Consider the following 17,261-nt stretch of genomic DNA (forward strand, 5'->3'; position numbering starts at 1 on the left):
GCTAGTTACTATTATTGCTTAATTTTGTAGCCAAAACAGACAACTACAATAATGGAATTACACAACCTGCTCATCAATGATAAAGAAATTGTTTCTTTAGATGATGTTTTCCTGAACCAATACAACCAAAAAAGCATTCAGCAACTCATCAAAGAAAACAAATATGTTGCTGAACTTACTAAATATGGTTTACCCGTAAACAATAAAATACTCCTGCAAGGAAACTCAGGTTGCGGAAAGACAACTACCGCTAAAGCTATTGCTAACGCAATTGGAAAATCTATACTGATACTGAATTTAAGTAATGTTGTTTGCTCTCGAATTGGGGAAACCTCACAAAATCTTAAACAAGTATTCGATAAAGCTGCAAGAGACAACTCAGTCCTTTTTTTAGATGAGTTTGACCAAATTGGAAAAGCAAGAGGAAATGACGAAAAAGATGTGGGTGAAATGCGACGTTTAGTAAATACTATTATTCAGTTAATAGATTATTTTCCAAAAAATGCATTACTAATCTGCGCTACTAATCATCCCGAGATTATTGATATTGCTTTGATGCGAAGATTTCAGCTGCGTATCAATTTTGAAATGCCTTCTAAAGAAATTTTAGACACTTACTATGATAAATTATTAGCTTCCTTTCCTTTAGAAATGCAACTTATTGAACGTAAATATAACATTTCATTTGCCGAAGCTAAAGATTATACATTCACGATAGTTAAAGCTGCATTGATTGAAAAATTAGAAAAAGAAGAACTACTGGATTAATTGTACTGTTAAGTAGCCAAAAAAAAATAAAGTAGTATTCCTGAAAATTAGGAACAAAAAAAAATCAGCAAGGTTTATTGCTTTCAACAAGATTTAATTCAATTGATAATGAATTCTTAAAATTTGAAGTCTTATTTGTAAACTATATCCTTATTTGATACTTTTGAAAAAATAGTTTCAAAAATTTAAAAACCATTTTTCGAACTAACTCAAATGAACAAAACCACAATCGATAAAACAAAATCAATTGTCATTATTATAATGACTTTTTTGTTGCTGATTGCACCCTGTTCCTTTAGAAACAATGTTGAATCTACTTTAGAGATTGCAGCAACTAAACCATTAAATCCTAGCAAAAGCGTCAATATTCCAGCTACTTTCTGTATTGATTCGGAAAATACTATAGAAAAAAAAGGCCCTCACATTTCTCAAAAGCAAATACAAAAGAAGTATCCTTTAATTGTATCTACTAATTTTGATCGTACTACTGGTTCAAAAAAGACACATTATCTTCAATTAAAAAAAAGGTCTAATTGGACACCTGCTTATTACATTTTATATAAAAGATTGAAAATCTTTGATTTAAGCGATATGAATTTCGCTTAAAATCAAATTAATCTTTTACTATAAAATACTTAAAATGCAAAATAAAGAATTATTGCAGTCCTATCATATGGCAGGACTTTTTACGTTGACCTTACGTTTAGTTGTTGGATGGACTTATTTCTCGGCGTTTTGGCGTCGATTAATTTTAGAGAACAAATTAGATCCCGAAACTGCAGGTTATATTGGTGAAAAATTCAATCACTTTTTACCAAATGCACTAGGAATCAAGCCTATTATAGAATATTTAGTTAGCACACCCGATGCGTTATGGTGGGCAATGGCAGTTTTTACAATCGTTGAAGCCATTGTAGGTTTGCTTATCATGCTAGGTTTATTCACCCGCTTAATGAGTATTGGCGTATTCAGTTTAGCCATGGGAATTTTACTAGGTTCCGGTTGGTTAGGAACCACTTGTTTAGACGAATGGCAGATTGGAGTACTTGGAGTAGCCTCAGGATTTACGATCTTCCTATCAGGAAGCGGAAAATATTCATTAGATTATTTCCTTCAGACTAGAAATTATAAAATTACGCAATACCAATTTTTCAATTGGTTAGGTTCAGGGGTTTTACCAATTAAATTTAATACGCTGCATAAAATTGTTTTTGGTGGTGCACTAGCTATTTTAGCACTTACTTTATATACCAACCAATATTTTCACGGTGGAGTTTGGGGAACACTACACAACAAATCAGTAAAACCTAAAATCGAAATCACTAATTCGACTTTACAGCAAGATGTGCTTTCGTTTCAACTTTTTAGAGTCGAAGGTGCTGATGTGTATGGTTCGTTCTTAATTGGAATCAAAATTGTCGATAGTAATGATAATACGATTTTAGAACTAGATCAAAATTCATTAGCAAATTTCCCAAAAGAAAACATCAAAAATCGATATGTTGCTAAAATAAAAAGTGGAAAACACAGCATGATTATTCCGCTGGGTGCCAAAGCAAATCTAGAAATCAAAGATGAAAAGCTAGCTCATTTATCTAATGGAAAGTACAAAGTTATCCTAACCGATATTAGTGGTGTAACTTGGAATGATACTTTTGAAATTCAATAATAACGTCTTATTCTTTAAAAGGCCTCATTACTCTCAAAAGAAGAGTAATGAGCTTTTTTTGTTTCGAAATACTATTGTTCTTTTCCTTAAAATAAAATGCGAACAAAATACGAAAACCACCCCAGATAGAAATGAAACCCCCACAGTCGAGCGTCTTAGCGAGACGAGGACTTGCAATGGATAGCTGGAAGACGCTCCAAAAAACAATTATCTCGAAAATACATTTTTGTTTCTTGAAAACGTTTGAATCTATGAATTTTGCTTGCTCTCTCCTTTGCCACTCCATAAAAAAGCAATAAATTAGCAACTTCAAATTTTATACAACAACACAATGAAAAATACTGCGCTTACGCACATACACGAAATTTTAGGAGCTAAAATGCTACCGTTTGCTGGATACAATATGCCAATTACTTATGAAGGAGTGAATGCTGAACACGAAACAGTAAGAAATGCTGTGGGTGTTTTTGATGTTTCGCACATGGGTGAATTCTTGCTTACAGGACCAAATGCTTTGGCTTTGATTCAAAAAGTTTGTTCGAATGATGCATCTACTTTGACAATTGGTAAAGCGCAATATTCTTGTTTGCCAAATGAAGACGGTGGAATTGTAGATGATTTAATTATCTATAAAATGAAAGAAGAAGAGTATTTATTAGTAGTAAATGCTTCTAATATCGATAAAGACTGGGAATGGATTTCGGCTCGAAATGATGTAGGTGCTGCTATGAAAAACCTTTCTGATGAATATTCTTTGTTTGCCATTCAAGGGCCAAAAGCAGTTGAAGCCATGCAACCTTTATCATCATTAGATTTAGCTGCTATTCCTTATTACCATTTTGAAGTAGGCGATTTTGCTGGTTTTGATAATGTAATTATTTCAGCTACTGGATATACTGGTTCAGGAGGTTTTGAAATTTACTGTAAAAATGACCAAGCAGAAGCAATTTGGAACAAAGTTTTTGAAGCTGGAGCTGCCTACGGAATCAAACCAATAGGTTTAGCGGCACGTGACACTTTACGTCTTGAAATGGGTTTCTGTTTGTATGGAAATGACATTAGCGATACTACTTCGCCATTAGAAGCGGGATTGGGTTGGATTACAAAATTTAACAAGGAGTTTACCAATTCTGAAAACTTGAAAAAACAAAAAGAAGAAGGTGTTACTAGAAAAATTGTTGCTTTTGAAATGCAAGAACGTGCAGTGCCTAGACACGATTACGAGATTGTTGATGGAACTGGAGCTGTAATTGGAATTGTAACTTCAGGAACTATGTCTCCGTCGATGAATAAAGGAATTGGATTGGGTTACGTTACTGTAGCAAACAGTGCTATTGATAGCGATATCTTTATTAGAATTCGTAAAAATGACGTTCCTGCTAAAGTGGTAAAATTGCCTTTTTACAAGAAATAACCTTTAAGTTACATCAAAAAAATTAACCACAAATTTCACGAATCATTACGTGTAAATTTGTGGTTAATTTTTTATAGTAGATCCCTTTCATTATCTTTAGCCAATAAATTCAATACTTTTTTATAAAATGAAAAAAATTTTACTTGTGTTTTTATTGGCCTCTTTCTCATTGTTTGGTCAAAGTGATGAAAATACTTGTGAATTAGTTTCTAAAATAAACACTTTACTCCAGCAAGAACATTTTAAACCAAAAAAAGTAGATGATAGTTTATCGGTTTATGTCTTTGATAATTTGATAGATGCACTGGACTTTAATAGAAATATCTTCACCAAAAAAGAATATTTAAAATTACGCAAGCACCGCTTAAAATTAGACAATTATATCTTGAAGAATAATTGCTCGTTTATGAATGAATTTATTTCTATTTATAAAACTGCACTAATTAGAAAAAAGAACGTTTTAGAAAAAATACAGAACGATCCATTTGACTACACTAAAAACGATTCCATTCGGTTTTCAAAGAAGAATTTTCCTTTTGACCTAGTTGCTAAAGATTTAGACTATGTTTGGAAAAAACGAATTAAGTACACTATTTTAGAAGACATTTCTAAAATGACTACCAACTTAGATTCATTGACAGAAAATTTTTCAGAGCTTGAAAAAATAACTAAAGCGAAACTATTTGACGCTAATTTATGTCAAGTAAATACTATTCTAGAAACTAAAAACCAGATAGAAGTTGATCTTCAAAACGCTTTCCTAAATTTATTTTGCACCTATTTTGACCCTCATACTAATTATTTTTCGCTAGCTGCAAAATCTAATTTTATGTCGGGTCTGTCATCAAGTACGTTATCACTAGGTTTAATTTTTCAATTGAATGAAAAAGAACAAATTGTAATAGCTGAAATTGTTCCTGCTGGTCCTGCAGCAAAGTCAAATAAATTTGAAAAAGATGACATACTATTAGAAATTTCAAATACTCGAAATATTTCCTATACTGTTTCATGCTCATCGATTGATAAAGTAGGCGAAATGATTTTTTCTGATACCAATCCTACCATTGAATTGACGATTCAGAAAAAAGGTGGAGCAGTTACAAAAGTAATACTCCAAAAGCAATTCATGAAAGCTACTGATAATGCCGTTTACAGTTTTATTGCAGAAAACGATACAAAAATTGGCTACATCAATATTCCTAGTTTTTACTCTAATTTTGACAATAATATCATTCAAGGTTGTACTGATGATGTAGCTAAAGAAATTGTAAAACTTCAAAAAGAAAATATTAAAGGATTAGTAATTGATCTTCAAAACAATGGAGGTGGCTCTATTGAGGAAGCAATTAGATTATCTGGAATTTTCATAGATCGTGGTCCTTTTTCCATATTAACTAACAATAAGAAAGACCAAATTATTCTCCAAAACGAATATGAAGGAAGTTTGTACAATGGTCCTATTGTGCTATTAATGAATGGCAACTCGGCATCAGCTAGTGAGCTTTTTGCGGCAGCAATTCAAGATTACAATAGAGGACTAGTGATAGGAAGTACATCATTAGGTAAAGCTACCATGCAGTCAATAGCTCCTCTGGATACAGCAAAAGAAGAAAGTTTTGTAAAAGTTACAATTGAAAAATTTTACAGGATTACTGGCGAGAGCAATCAAATAAAAGGTATTATTCCAGATGTGGCACTTCCCATTTTGTTTGACAGTATTATTCCTCGCGAAAAAAGTTACGCGACAGCTTTTAAAAACGAGTCAATCATTCCAAAAATCCGATTTGCACCACTACCAAATAACAATTTTTCGCAAATAATTAAATTGAGTAATAGCAGAGTGAAGAATAGCGCTATTTTTAATAAAATACGGATGGCAAATGAAGAAATCAACGCACTATATAACAACCCAAAAAAGCCAACTCGTCTAGCTTTTACAGATGTATTTGAAGACGTACACGAAAATGATTCATTATGGAATCAATTTAAAAAAATAGTTAATAGGGAAAGTAATTTTACGCTTTCAAACACAGCTGATGATTTAGAAAAAATAAAAAAAGATACTTTTCTGCAAGATATAAATTCATATAAAATTGAGAATTTAAAAAATAGTCCCTACTTAGAAGAAGCTATTGCAATCTTGAATGACTATAATAATCTACTTAAAAAATAGTCAGTACTTAATTCGTTTCAAATCCATATTGACTCTGTGATGACAATCTTTATCCAAAAAAGTAAACAGATTGAATTTTATTTTACTTCATGTTTTAATTGAGTACTAAAAATATTTGAAAAAATAACTAATAACTGTATTTTTGCAGTACAAAATAATAAAATAGCAATGGGAAGAGCGTTTGAGTTTAGAAAAGGAAGAAAAATGAAACGTTGGTCAGCAATGGCCAAAGCATTTACCAGAATTGGTAAAGATATTGTAATGGCAGTTAAGGAAGGCGGACCAAATCCAGAAGCCAACTCAAGATTAAGAGCAGTTATACAGAATTCAAAGGCAGCAAATATGCCTAAAGAAAATGTAGAGCGCGCCATTAAAAAAGCAACCGACAAAGACACTGCTAATTATAAAGAAGTTTTATTTGAAGGATACGCACCACACGGAATTGCCATTCTAGTAGAAACAGCTACTGACAATAATAATAGAACTGTGGCTAATGTTAGAAGTTTTTTTAACAAATGCAACGGAACTATGGGAACGCAAGGTTCAGTAGAATTCATGTTTGACCACACCTGTAACTTTAGAATTCCTGCAACTGGAATGGATCCAGAAGAATTAGAATTAGAATTAATTGACTTTGGTGCTGAAGAAGTTTTTGAAGATGAAGACGGAATTTTAATTTACGCACCTTTTAATAGTTTTGGAACCATCCAAAAAGAATTAGAAAATAGAGGTATTGAAATTCTTTCCTCTGGTTTTGAAAGAATACCACAGATTACAAAAAAGCTAACAGAAGCAGAAGTTGCTGATGTAGAGAAACTAATTGAAAAATTAGAGGAAGATGATGATGTGATGAATGTGTATCACACGATGGAAGAAAATTAATTTTTTATTAAAATCAATAACTACCCATTTCATACTCAACAAAAAAGTCCTTTTTGCATATGTAAAAGGGACTTTTTAATTCTCAATTTATTGACCTTGCTCTACATCAGCCACAACAAATTAAATAAGGAAACTTAAGCAAAAGAATATCATTCTTTACCGCAAGAAAGTAGTTATTGTTTAGCAATCAACTAAATTTAAATATTTTTGTATTAAATTTGGTAGAGACCGTCCATAAAAAAATACTACACCACAAATACAAGGCTGTTAACCATTAACGATTTATTAGATCGAGATTACACTTATCAACAAATTGAGCTTAGAAAACAGGAATAATATACTGTTTCCTTACTATAGACTCCTAATTAAAGAACTTCGTTCTAATGAACGTATTAAATATAATATCTATGACAAACAACATTCTAATTGAAAATCAATACAATAGAACTAGTTTATTCGAAAAGGAAAATGTAAACTACTTGGTTCGCGTTTTAAAAAGATTTAATACTGTACCTAAAGTAAATAATATCAATATTATTACCTCTACTACTGAGCCTACTATTTTTAAAATTATACCAAACAAATCGATAATTATTGGTTCGGCTTTTTTGAATCAACCGGTTTTAGCTTTGGTTTATTTAAGATATGGTATTGAATGGCAGCTATGGTATAAAGCGTTGAACAGCGACAAAAAAGACACTGTATTGTGCGACATTGCTGCGCTTGAAGTGACTCGAATATTTTACAAATTATTACCTAAAAATGACAAAGAAAAATTAGAAAAACTTGATTATTTTTTGATCAATTTGATTAAAAATGAAAGTGATTTAAGTACAGAATGTTCCTTAAAACATGAAGGTTTACAGAGTTTTCATGGATTGCAAACTTTAGAAAATAACTGTAAAGAATCGTGGAAGCCAATAATCGAAAATCTTGCTAAACCAACCGAATATTTATTAATGGCCGGAGGTGATCTTAGATTGAATATTGACGAAATTGAATTATTAAATAAATACGGATGTCGACCATTTCCTAGACCAGATGCGTTTACTTTTGCCTCTTCAACTGCATCGAGTGTTTCTAATTTTGCGTTTGATAAAACAGATAAAGTGAGAAGTATTTTAATTAATAATAGTTTAAAAAACGGGTTTAAAAAAGCCACAATAGACTTTTCTCAATTACTGAAAGATAACCTTCGAAAAATATTCAAACTAAATGATGAATGTGAAATAATATTTTCACCATCAGGCACCGACTCATCTCTTCAAATTGCAGCCATAACTCAGATCATGTCCGATAAAGAAATTACTCATATTTTAGTAGCTTCAGATGAAACAGGTAGTGGTGTTGCTTCGGCATTAAAAGGATGTCATTTTGAAAACACAACGGCTTTAAATTATCCAGTTAAAAAAGGCGATAGAATTGAAGGTTTTAGAGATGTCAATTTGATTAAAATTCCTTTTAGAGATGCAAACGGAGCATTAAAATCATCCACTCAATTAGACGAAGAAGTCTTTAATGCCGTTTTTAAAACTAGTGAATTAGGCAGACATGTTGTATTACATACGATGGATCAATCTAAATTGGGGTATCAATCACCTAGTGATGAATTTATTAAAAAATTGAATAGCCTCAAAAAGTTATCAATGCAAATCATTGTAGATGGCTCACAACTGAGATTAGACCCAAAAGACATCCAAAATTATTTAAGTAAAGGATATATTGTTACCATTACAGGAAGTAAATACTTTACTGGCCCACCTTATTGCGGCGCATTAATTTTGCCTAAAAACGTAGCTAAAGTAATAAGTTCAGCAAAAACTACGCTGCCAAAAGGTTTAACCCAATATTACAATCATTCTGATTGGCCCACTTCTTGGTCTTGTTCAAATGACTTATCAGACGGATATAATTACGGTTCCTATATGCGTTGGAATGCTGCCATAGTAGAAATGGACAGATACTATAAAACACCAATATTATATCGAAACATGGGAATTGAAATGTTCTGTAATTTTGTCGAAGACTCCATAAAAGATGCAGGTTTCTTAGTACCTATTTATGGCGATGAAACCAAAACTAATGCTTACCATAGTAAAGAATTTGGAATTAGAAACATTCGCACCATTTTCCCTTTCTTTATTCTTAAAAACAATGTAGCATTGTCAGTTGATAATGTTAAGAAACTTTATACTTTATTAAATTCGGATCTGTCCGATAAGTTTGCAGATTCTTCTATAGAAATTATTCGACTCGCTGCTCAAAAATGTCATATAGGGCAAGCTGTGGAAGTAAAATACAGTAATGATATTGAAAGTGCTGTTTTAAGAATGAGTTTGGGTGCAAGAGTTATTTCAGAAAGTTGGGTCAACAGAGATATCAGTCTATTCTTTAGGAATATCGAATTACAAATGAATCAAATTACGATTATCATTAAAAAGATAGAATTAATAATCAACACTCCTGATCTTTTGAACTAAATATAAAAGGACAAGCTGTTAGCGAGCCTTTAAAAAGATATGTCTAATGTTAAAATTAAATTGCCCCCAAAAAAGTGATACTATTTGGGGGCAATTTATTAATGGGACTTTATATCTAAAAATATAAATTATTTTATAAATTCAATTTTTTGAGCTTCTTCTTGATTAATGCTATCAAAGAAACCTTGTTCATTCATCCAATCATCACTAAATACTTTACTCATATAGCGAGAGCCATGATCTGGAAAAACAGCAATAACATTACTGCTTTCGTCAAATTCGCCTTCTTCAGCATATTGTTTGATTGCCTGCATTACTGCTCCCGAGGTGTAGCCAACAAACAAACCTTCTTTTCTAGTTATTTCTCTTGCTGAATGCGCACTTTCTTCATCAGTAACTTTCATAAACTTATCAATTACATCAAAATCTGTAGCTGATGGAATTAAATTTTTCCCTAAACCTTCGATTCTGTATGGATAAATTTCCTCGCTATCAAATTCTTTGGTTTCGTGATACTTTTTTAGTACTGATCCAAAAGCATCAACACCAAGAATTCTGATATTTGGATTTTGTTCCTTTAAGTATTTTGCTATACCTGAAATAGTTCCTCCAGTACCGCTGCAAGCGACAAGATGCGTTATTAGACCATTAGTTTGATTCCAAATTTCTGGTCCGGTAGATTTATAATGTGCATCAATATTCAACTGATTAAAATATTGATTGATGTAAACAGACCCTTTCGTTTCTTCGTGCAAACGTTTTGCTACATTGTAATAAGAACGTTCGTCATCAGCAGATACGTGTGCTGGACAAACATACACTTTAGCCCCTAAGCTGCGAAGCATATCTATTTTATCTTTAGAGGATTTAGAACTAACGGCAAGAATGCAATTATATCCCTTAATGATACTAACCATCGCTAAACTAAAACCCGTATTACCAGAGGTGGTTTCGATTATTGTATCTCCCGGAGATAAAATACCTCTTTTTTCTGCTTCTTCAATTATGTATAAAGCAATTCTATCTTTTGACGAATGTCCCGGATTAAAAGCTTCTACCTTGGCATAGAAATTACCTTTTAACTCTTCAGTAACTTTATTTAGCTTAATAAGTGGAGTGTCTCCTATTAATTCTAAAACATTATTGTAGGCGTTTATTTCTTTTTTCATAAAAAAATAGTTAGTCGTAGCTAATTTTATTTAAGCACGAACGATGCAAATTTAACAAAAAAAAGTTATTACTTTTTTATTTGTTCTAAATCTAATAAAAAAGCGTACTCCTTAGCTAATTCCTTCAACGCTTCAAATCGTCCTGAAGCCCCACCGTGACCAGCATCCATATTAGTATTTAGGTACAAAACAGTATCATTAGTTTTTTGAGTTCTTAATTTTGCAACCCACTTTGCAGGCTCCCAATATTGTACTTGTGAATCATGAAGCCCTGTAGAAACATACATATTTGGATAATTTTGAGCTTTTACATTGTCATAAGGAGAGTAAGACAGCATATAATCATAGTATTTTTTAATATTTGGATTTCCCCATTCGTCATACTCTCCCGTTGTAAGCGGAATAGTATCATCTAGCATAGTATTTATTACATCCACAAAAGGAACTTGAGCGATAACACCATTATATAGTTCAGGAGCACTGTTGACCACAACTCCCATTAGTAATCCACCTGCAGATCCACCTTCAGCATATAAATGTTTAGGGGAACTATATTTTTCGTTTATTAAAAATTTAGAACAGTCGATATAATCCGTAAACGTATTTTTCTTTTTTAACAACTTACCATCCTCATACCATTGTCTGCCCAAATCCTCACCACCGCGTATGTGCGCAATTGCAAAAACAAAACCTCTGTCTAAAATAGATAATCTTGTAGATGAAAAGTAAGTATCCATAGTAACACCGTACGAACCATATGCGTAAAGTAGCAAAGGATTTTCCCCATCTTTTTTCAATCCTTTTTTGTAAACCATAGAGATAGGAACTTTGGTACCATCAGTTGCAGTAGCCCAAACACGTTCTTCTATATAATTATTTTTATCAAATTTACCTCCTAGAACTTGCTGCTCCTTTTTAACTTCCTTTTCCTTAGTTCTCATGTTAAAATCAATCACTGAAGCAGGAGTTGCTAATGATTGATAACTGTAACGTACTATTTCTGTATCAAAATCTACATTTGTAGTCGTCCCAGCGCTGTAGGTTTCGCTTCCAAAAGGCAAGTAATACTCTCCTTCTCCACTCCATGGAATTATGCGAATGTGATTCAATCCGTTAGAGCGTTCTTCAACTACTAGATAATTACTAAAGATCTCGATATCTTCTAGAAGCACGTCATCGCGATGCGGAATTACTTCGGTCCAATTCTCTTTTGTAGTAGCATTTTCCGGCGTTTTCATCAGTTTAAAATTAGTCGCTTTATCTTTATTAGTCAAGATATAAAACGAATCTCCAAAATGAGAAATACTATATTCTAAACCGCGAACTCTTTTTTGAAAAACATCAAATTTACCATCAGGATTATCTGAATTTAGTATTCGGTATTCAGTAGTTAGCGTACTACCTGAACCAATTACTATATATTTTCTTGACTTTTCTTTACCTACCGAAACGTCGAATGTATCATCTTTTTCATGAAATACAAGTATATCATTTGATGAATCAGTATCTAATTTATGTTTAAAAACCTTGTCAGATCGAAGCGTCACTTCATCTTGCTTCGTGTAAAACAACGTTTTATTGTCATTAGCCCAAACTGAGCTTCCTGTAGCATTCTCTATCTTATCAGAAAGAATTTCACCAGTAGTAAGGTTCTTTATTTGAATAGTATAAATACGTCTTCCAACGGTATCACTACCAAAACTTACAAAATTATTATCAGGACTTATACTTAAACCTCCTAATTTAAAATAGGCATGTCCGATTGACATCTCGTTACAATTGAATAAAATCTCCTCTTTTGCATCTAGACTTCCCCTTTTTCTTGAATAAATAGGATAATCTTTCCCGGTTTCAAAACGAGTGATGTAATAATATCCATTATATAAATAAGGGACAGACTCATCATCTTCCTTAATACGCGATTTCATTTCTTCATACAGATCTTTTTGAAAACCCTTCGTGTCAGCAGTCATTGTGTCGTAATACGTGTTTTCTTGATTCAAATAATCAATAACCTCGGGATTTTCGCGATCATTCAACCAGAAATAATTATCAACTCTTTTTATTTTATGTGTTTCTAAAGTTTTAGGAATAATTTTAGCGATTGGAGCTACAATATTTTTTGACATTTTTTGTGCTTTAATTTTAGTGTATGAAGCTACAAAAATAAGACAAAGGGAAGTTAAGATGAGCTTATTTTTCATGATTTTTTATTGATTATGACTATGCAATATAGTAAATTTGCTTTTTAGTTTAATTTCAAAAAACAGTAAGATGGATTTAATGGGAATGATGGGTAAACTTAAGGAGACCCAACAAAAAATAGAGGATACAAAAAACCGCTTGGATACGGTTTTGATCGATGAGCAAAGCAATGATGGTTTATTAAAAGTAACTCTCACTGCTAATAGAGCTATAAAATCAATCACAATTGATGATTCATTATTAGAAGATAAAGATCAATTAGAAGATTATTTGATTTTAACATTAAACAAAGCGATTGAAAAAGCTACCGATGTAAACCAAACAGAACTTGATGCAGTTACTAAAATGGACATGCCAATGATTCCTGGTATGGAAGATTTGTTTAAGTAATGGTAAATTATGAATTAATGAGTTTTTAAATTAAAAGACTCATTAATTCATAATTACTAAGTTTATAACTTCAATAACGTATCTAAAACATACGTGTGCATTACTTCTTTATAATCAAGATGGGTCACAATTCGAAGTTTTCCTTGTCCCATGGAACTAATTGAAATATTTTTTTGCTTCAATAATTCAATTAAATTCTTTTCGATACAATTTGGAACTAAAGTAAAAATCAAAATATTAGTTTCAACGGGCTCTACTGAAGCAACCCAATTTACTTTCTGTAATACTTCTGCTATTTCTTTAGCTCTTCTGTGATCTTCAGCAAGTCGTCTGATGTTATTTTCCAAGGCATAGATTCCGGCTGCTGCCAAATAACCTACTTGACGCATTCCACCGCCTAATATTTTACGAATGCGCAAAGCTCTATGAATAGTTGCTTTATCCCCCAATAAAACAGAACCAATAGGCGCTCCTAAACCTTTAGATAAACAAACGGAAATAGTATCGAATATTTTTCCAAATTCTTTTGGATCTTGATTCTTAGCTACTAAAGCATTCCAAATACGCGCACCATCTAAGTGAAATTTCAAATCATTAGCGTCGCAAACTTCTTTTATTTTTCGTAGATCTTCTAATTCATAACATGCCCCACCACCTTTATTAGTGGTGTTTTCTACACAAACTAAACTAGTTAGTGGACTGTGATAAAACTCTGGATCATTGATCGCACCTGCCACTTGTTCAGCAGTAATCATTCCGCGATTTCCATCTAATAAACAACAAGAAACGCCACTATTAAATGAAACTCCGCCACCTTCATAATTGTAAACATGAGCGTATTTGTCAGCTATTAATTGTTCTCCAGGCTGGGTATGCAATTTTATAGCAGTTTGATTGGCCATTGTCCCTGAAGGAAAAAATAGCCCCGCTTCCATACCAAACATGGCAGCAGTTCTCCCCTCAAGTTCAATAACAGTAGGATCTTGTTTGTAAACATCATCTCCCACAACAGCGTTTAACATGTGCACTAACATCTCTCGTGAAGGTTTAGTGATGGTATCGCTAACTAAATTTATTTCCATATCTTTATTATTATTTTTGATAAGGACAAGTACCAACTTGCCCCTCCGTAAAAAATTTTCTATTTTTGTCGCACAAAATTACATAATTTATGACAACTACCGAACAAATAAAAGGTATTGTAGAGCGCCTTGGTGCGTTGAGGAGGTATCTTTGACGTTGATGCCAAATTAATTGAAATTTCAAACGAGGAAGAAAAAACTTTTGCTCCAGACTTTTGGAATAACGCAAAAGATGCTGAAATCATTGTAAAGAATCTCCGAAATAAAAAAAAATGGATTGAAGATTACAACAAAGCAGTCGAAATGACTGACGAGCTGCAACTAGCCTATGATTTTTATAAAGAAGGCGAACTAACAACTGATGAATTAGACGAGCAATACACACTGACTCAAACCCACATTGAAGCAATTGAATTCAAAAATATGCTTTCGGATGAGGGTGATACATTGAGTGCAGTACTTCAAATCACTGCTGGTGCTGGTGGTACCGAGAGCTGCGACTGGGCTTCTATGCTGATGCGTATGTACATGATGTGGGGTGAAAAATATGGATTCAAAATAAAAGAACTTAACTTTCAAGCTGGTGAGGTTGCAGGAATTAAAACGGTAACACTCGAATTTGAAGGTGATTATTCTTTTGGTTACTTAAAAGGTGAAAATGGCGTACACCGTTTAGTACGCATATCCCCTTTTGACAGTAATGCAAAACGCCATACTTCTTTCGCTTCAGTTTACGTATATCCGCTTGTTGATGATAGTATCGAAATTGATATTAACCCTGCTGATATTGAAATTACAACTTCTAGATCAAGCGGTGCTGGAGGGCAAAATGTCAATAAGGTAGAAACAAAAGTGCAATTGTTTCACAAACCAACAGGAATTCAAATTCAATGTTCTGAAACGCGTTCGCAACAAGACAATAGACAACGTGCCATGCAAATGCTGCGCTCTCAATTGTATGAAATTGAACTAAAAAAGAAGCAAGCACAACGTGCTGATATCGAAGCTGGTAAAATGAAAATTGAGTGGGGATCTCAAATCAGAAATTACGTAATGCAACCGTATAAGTTAGTCAAAGATGTTCGCACTGGCCATGAAACAAGTAACGTAGATGGCGTGATGAATGGTGAAATTGATGACTTTTTGAAAGCATACTTGATGATGATGGGACAAAAAGAAGAAGAATAAATTCCTTTCAAAATATAAAATATAATAGCTACCCGAAAGTTTATCTGAACTTTCGGGTTTTATTTTTCCTTCTCACCAATACTATTTGGAATAAAAATTGTAGTGGTTTTTTACTTACATTTACAAAAAGCACTTTCTAATTTTTTATTTCTATGAAAAACCAGTTACTCCTAATTTCCTGTTTGATAACGATAGTCTCATTTGCACAAAAACCCATTTTTACGACCGTAAAGGTAAAGTCTGCAACAGTTTACTTTAATGCCGCTGAACTTTCTCAAAGTACATCAGTAAATCTACCATTAGGAACCAGTGAAGTCATTGTTAAAAACGTCGCTAATTCCTTAAATCAAAATACAATTCAAATAGTTGCTCCAAGCAATATCACTGTTTTATCAGTACAATTTACGAATAACTACATTTCAGAATTTGAGATAGATGATAGCAACCCAGCCATAAAAAAAGTACGAGACAGTATCACTTTGGTTAAAAAAGAAATTAAAAAAACACAAATACAAACCCTTTCAAATACACAAGCAATTGGATTGCTGGATAGTAATAAGGTGATATCAGGAGCAAATAATGGTTTGAACGTTGCTGAATTAATAAAACTAGTTGACTATTATAAATCTAAAAGAACTGAGCTTGAAAACACTATTGTAGACTTAAAAGAAAAAGAGGAGAATTGGACTAAAAAACTAACTACACTAAACAATAAATTAGAATTCAATTCTAAAAATGAGGAGAAAACCTCTTCAGGAAAATTGATTCTGCAAGTGATGAATAGTGTGGCAGGAATTACGCCACTTGATATTTCGTATATAACCAATTCAGCTAGATGGAATCCATTTTATGATTTACGTGCCGAAAGTATCAAAGAGCCAATTAATATGATGTACAAAGCGCAGGTGTTTCAAAATTCTGGAATTGATTGGAAAAAAGTAAAACTCACTTTATCTAGTGGTAATCCAAATCAAAATAATCATGCTCCGGAATTGCAACCTTGGTTTTTAAAATACAACGAACCTAAAGTTTACGCCGCTAGAAACATGGCGCTTGAAGAAGTTGTTGTAGTTGGTTACGGATCATTAAAAGACGATGCAAAAGCAAAAGAATCCAGTGTTTCTAATTTCACTACTATTAATGAAAATCAGCTTAATATATCCTTTGATATTGATATTCCTTACGATATTTTATCAAACGGAAAAGCTCATAGTGTGGCATTGAAAGAAATAAAATTACCTGCTGCTTACAATTATTATGCTGCGCCAAGATTGGATAAAGAAGCTTTTTTATTAGCAGAAATTGCTGATTATTCTAAATACAACTTACTTAAAGGTGAAGCTAATATCATTTTTGAAGGAATGTATGTAGGAAAAACAATGATTAGTCCCAATCAAATTACTGATACGCTTAAATTAAGTATGGGTAGAGATAAAAAAATTGCTATTTCGAGAGACATAGTATTCGATAAATCAGGAACAAAATTTTTGTCTTCTTATAAAGAACAGACTTTTACTTACGATACAACAATTAAAAATAACAAAAAAGAAAGCATAGAAATAGCGTTGAAAGATCAATTCCCTATCAGCACAGACAAAGAAATTACCATTGAACTTTTAGAGAATGGCAAAGCCAAGGTAAATAGTGAAAATGGAATCATAGATTGGGATTTAAAGTTAGCAGCTAACGAAACAAAGAAAATCAGAATTAGCTATAAAGTCAGATATCCAAAAGATAAAATTATTGACAATTTGTAGTTTGACGGCAAATACAAAAGTTATTTCTTTTGCCACATATTACATGAATTTGCAATAATAGCTATAATTTTAAAAAGCGAATAG

General features: G+C 32.5%; 13 protein-coding genes. 10 read left to right on the top strand and 3 right to left on the bottom strand.

The annotated features are described in order from the left end of the window. Nucleotides 1-51 precede the first annotated feature (51 nt). The 7 genes from LNP27_RS12995 to LNP27_RS13025 all read left to right on the top strand — a co-directional run bounded on the left by LNP27_RS12995 (nucleotide 52) and on the right by LNP27_RS13025 (nucleotide 9,386). A complete protein-coding gene (locus tag LNP27_RS12995) occupies nucleotides 52-768 on the top strand; it encodes an AAA family ATPase (RefSeq protein ID WP_229942068.1) in 717 nt (238 codons plus the stop codon). A gap of 213 nt (nucleotides 769-981) precedes the next feature. Further along, nucleotides 982-1,374 (top strand): hypothetical protein, encoded by a 393-nt coding sequence (locus LNP27_RS13000; protein WP_229942069.1) that lies wholly within the window; start codon nucleotides 982-984, stop codon nucleotides 1,372-1,374. 34 nt (nucleotides 1,375-1,408) lie between these two features. Continuing rightward, nucleotides 1,409-2,437, top strand: coding sequence for a TQO small subunit DoxD (locus LNP27_RS13005; RefSeq protein ID WP_229942070.1), 1,029 nt, complete (start codon nucleotides 1,409-1,411; stop codon nucleotides 2,435-2,437). Between the two features lie 331 nt (nucleotides 2,438-2,768). Further along, the gene (gene gcvT, locus LNP27_RS13010) at nucleotides 2,769-3,851 is read left to right on the top strand and encodes a glycine cleavage system aminomethyltransferase GcvT (protein ID WP_229942071.1); all 1,083 of its coding nucleotides are present in this window, start codon (nucleotides 2,769-2,771) and stop codon (nucleotides 3,849-3,851) included. Between the two features lie 127 nt (nucleotides 3,852-3,978). Next, the gene (locus LNP27_RS13015; RefSeq protein ID WP_229942072.1) at nucleotides 3,979-6,024 is read left to right on the top strand and encodes a S41 family peptidase; all 2,046 of its coding nucleotides are present in this window, start codon (nucleotides 3,979-3,981) and stop codon (nucleotides 6,022-6,024) included. A gap of 168 nt (nucleotides 6,025-6,192) precedes the next feature. After that, entirely contained in the window at nucleotides 6,193-6,906 is a 714-nt protein-coding gene (locus LNP27_RS13020; protein ID WP_229942073.1) for a YebC/PmpR family DNA-binding transcriptional regulator, read from the top strand. Nucleotides 6,907-7,313: 407 nt separating this feature from the next. Further along, a complete protein-coding gene (locus tag LNP27_RS13025; protein WP_229942074.1) occupies nucleotides 7,314-9,386 on the top strand; it encodes a hypothetical protein in 2,073 nt (690 codons plus the stop codon). A 128-nt stretch (nucleotides 9,387-9,514) separates the two neighbouring features. Here LNP27_RS13025 and capA read toward each other — a convergent pair whose 3' ends face one another. Both capA and LNP27_RS13035 read right to left on the bottom strand, forming a co-directional pair. After that, complete coding sequence (gene capA, locus LNP27_RS13030) at nucleotides 9,515-10,555, bottom strand: cysteate synthase (protein WP_229942075.1); 1,041 nt, start codon at nucleotides 10,553-10,555, stop codon at nucleotides 9,515-9,517. 68 nt (nucleotides 10,556-10,623) lie between these two features. Continuing rightward, nucleotides 10,624-12,684, bottom strand: a complete 2,061-nt coding sequence (locus LNP27_RS13035; protein ID WP_229942076.1) for a S9 family peptidase — start codon at nucleotides 12,682-12,684, stop codon at nucleotides 10,624-10,626. Nucleotides 12,685-12,829: 145 nt separating this feature from the next. Here LNP27_RS13035 and LNP27_RS13040 point away from each other — a divergent pair, with 145 nt between their 5' ends. Further along, a complete protein-coding gene (locus tag LNP27_RS13040; RefSeq protein ID WP_229942077.1) occupies nucleotides 12,830-13,150 on the top strand; it encodes a YbaB/EbfC family nucleoid-associated protein in 321 nt (106 codons plus the stop codon). Nucleotides 13,151-13,212: 62 nt separating this feature from the next. On the opposite strand, the gene LNP27_RS13045 is transcribed toward LNP27_RS13040, so the two are convergent. After that, complete coding sequence (locus LNP27_RS13045) at nucleotides 13,213-14,232, bottom strand: threonine aldolase family protein (protein ID WP_229942078.1); 1,020 nt, start codon at nucleotides 14,230-14,232, stop codon at nucleotides 13,213-13,215. An 89-nt stretch (nucleotides 14,233-14,321) separates the two neighbouring features. Between LNP27_RS13045 and prfB the strand changes: the two genes are divergently transcribed. Continuing rightward, nucleotides 14,322-15,420 (top strand): peptide chain release factor 2 gene (gene prfB, locus LNP27_RS13050; RefSeq protein ID WP_229942079.1). Its coding sequence is split into 2 segments (ribosomal slippage): nucleotides 14,322-14,384 and nucleotides 14,386-15,420, totalling 1,098 coding nucleotides; the frame shifts between segments, so codons are not numbered across the junction. Nucleotides 15,421-15,572: 152 nt separating this feature from the next. Beyond that, entirely contained in the window at nucleotides 15,573-17,177 is a 1,605-nt protein-coding gene (locus tag LNP27_RS13055; protein WP_229942080.1) for a DUF4139 domain-containing protein, read from the top strand. Nucleotides 17,178-17,261: the final 84 nt, after the last annotated feature.

Source organism: Flavobacterium galactosidilyticum (assembly GCF_020911945.1).
Lineage (GTDB): Bacteria > Bacteroidota > Bacteroidia > Flavobacteriales > Flavobacteriaceae > Flavobacterium > Flavobacterium galactosidilyticum.

Bases quoted from the DNA above. Each gene is read 5' to 3' on its own strand.
- LNP27_RS12995 (WP_229942068.1), top strand. From the start codon at position 52: ATGGAATTACACAACCTGCTCATCAATGATAAAGAAATTGTTTCTTTA.
- LNP27_RS13000 (WP_229942069.1), top strand. From the start codon at position 982: ATGAACAAAACCACAATCGATAAAACAAAATCAATTGTCATTATTATA.
- LNP27_RS13005 (WP_229942070.1), top strand. From the start codon at position 1,409: ATGCAAAATAAAGAATTATTGCAGTCCTATCATATGGCAGGACTTTTT.
- gcvT (WP_229942071.1), top strand. From the start codon at position 2,769: ATGAAAAATACTGCGCTTACGCACATACACGAAATTTTAGGAGCTAAA.
- LNP27_RS13015 (WP_229942072.1), top strand. From the start codon at position 3,979: ATGAAAAAAATTTTACTTGTGTTTTTATTGGCCTCTTTCTCATTGTTT.
- LNP27_RS13020 (WP_229942073.1), top strand. From the start codon at position 6,193: ATGGGAAGAGCGTTTGAGTTTAGAAAAGGAAGAAAAATGAAACGTTGG.
- LNP27_RS13025 (WP_229942074.1), top strand. From the start codon at position 7,314: ATGACAAACAACATTCTAATTGAAAATCAATACAATAGAACTAGTTTA.
- capA (WP_229942075.1), bottom strand. From the start codon at position 10,555: ATGAAAAAAGAAATAAACGCCTACAATAATGTTTTAGAATTAATAGGA.
- LNP27_RS13035 (WP_229942076.1), bottom strand. From the start codon at position 12,684: ATGTCAAAAAATATTGTAGCTCCAATCGCTAAAATTATTCCTAAAACT.
- LNP27_RS13040 (WP_229942077.1), top strand. From the start codon at position 12,830: ATGGATTTAATGGGAATGATGGGTAAACTTAAGGAGACCCAACAAAAA.
- LNP27_RS13045 (WP_229942078.1), bottom strand. From the start codon at position 14,232: ATGGAAATAAATTTAGTTAGCGATACCATCACTAAACCTTCACGAGAG.
- LNP27_RS13055 (WP_229942080.1), top strand. From the start codon at position 15,573: ATGAAAAACCAGTTACTCCTAATTTCCTGTTTGATAACGATAGTCTCA.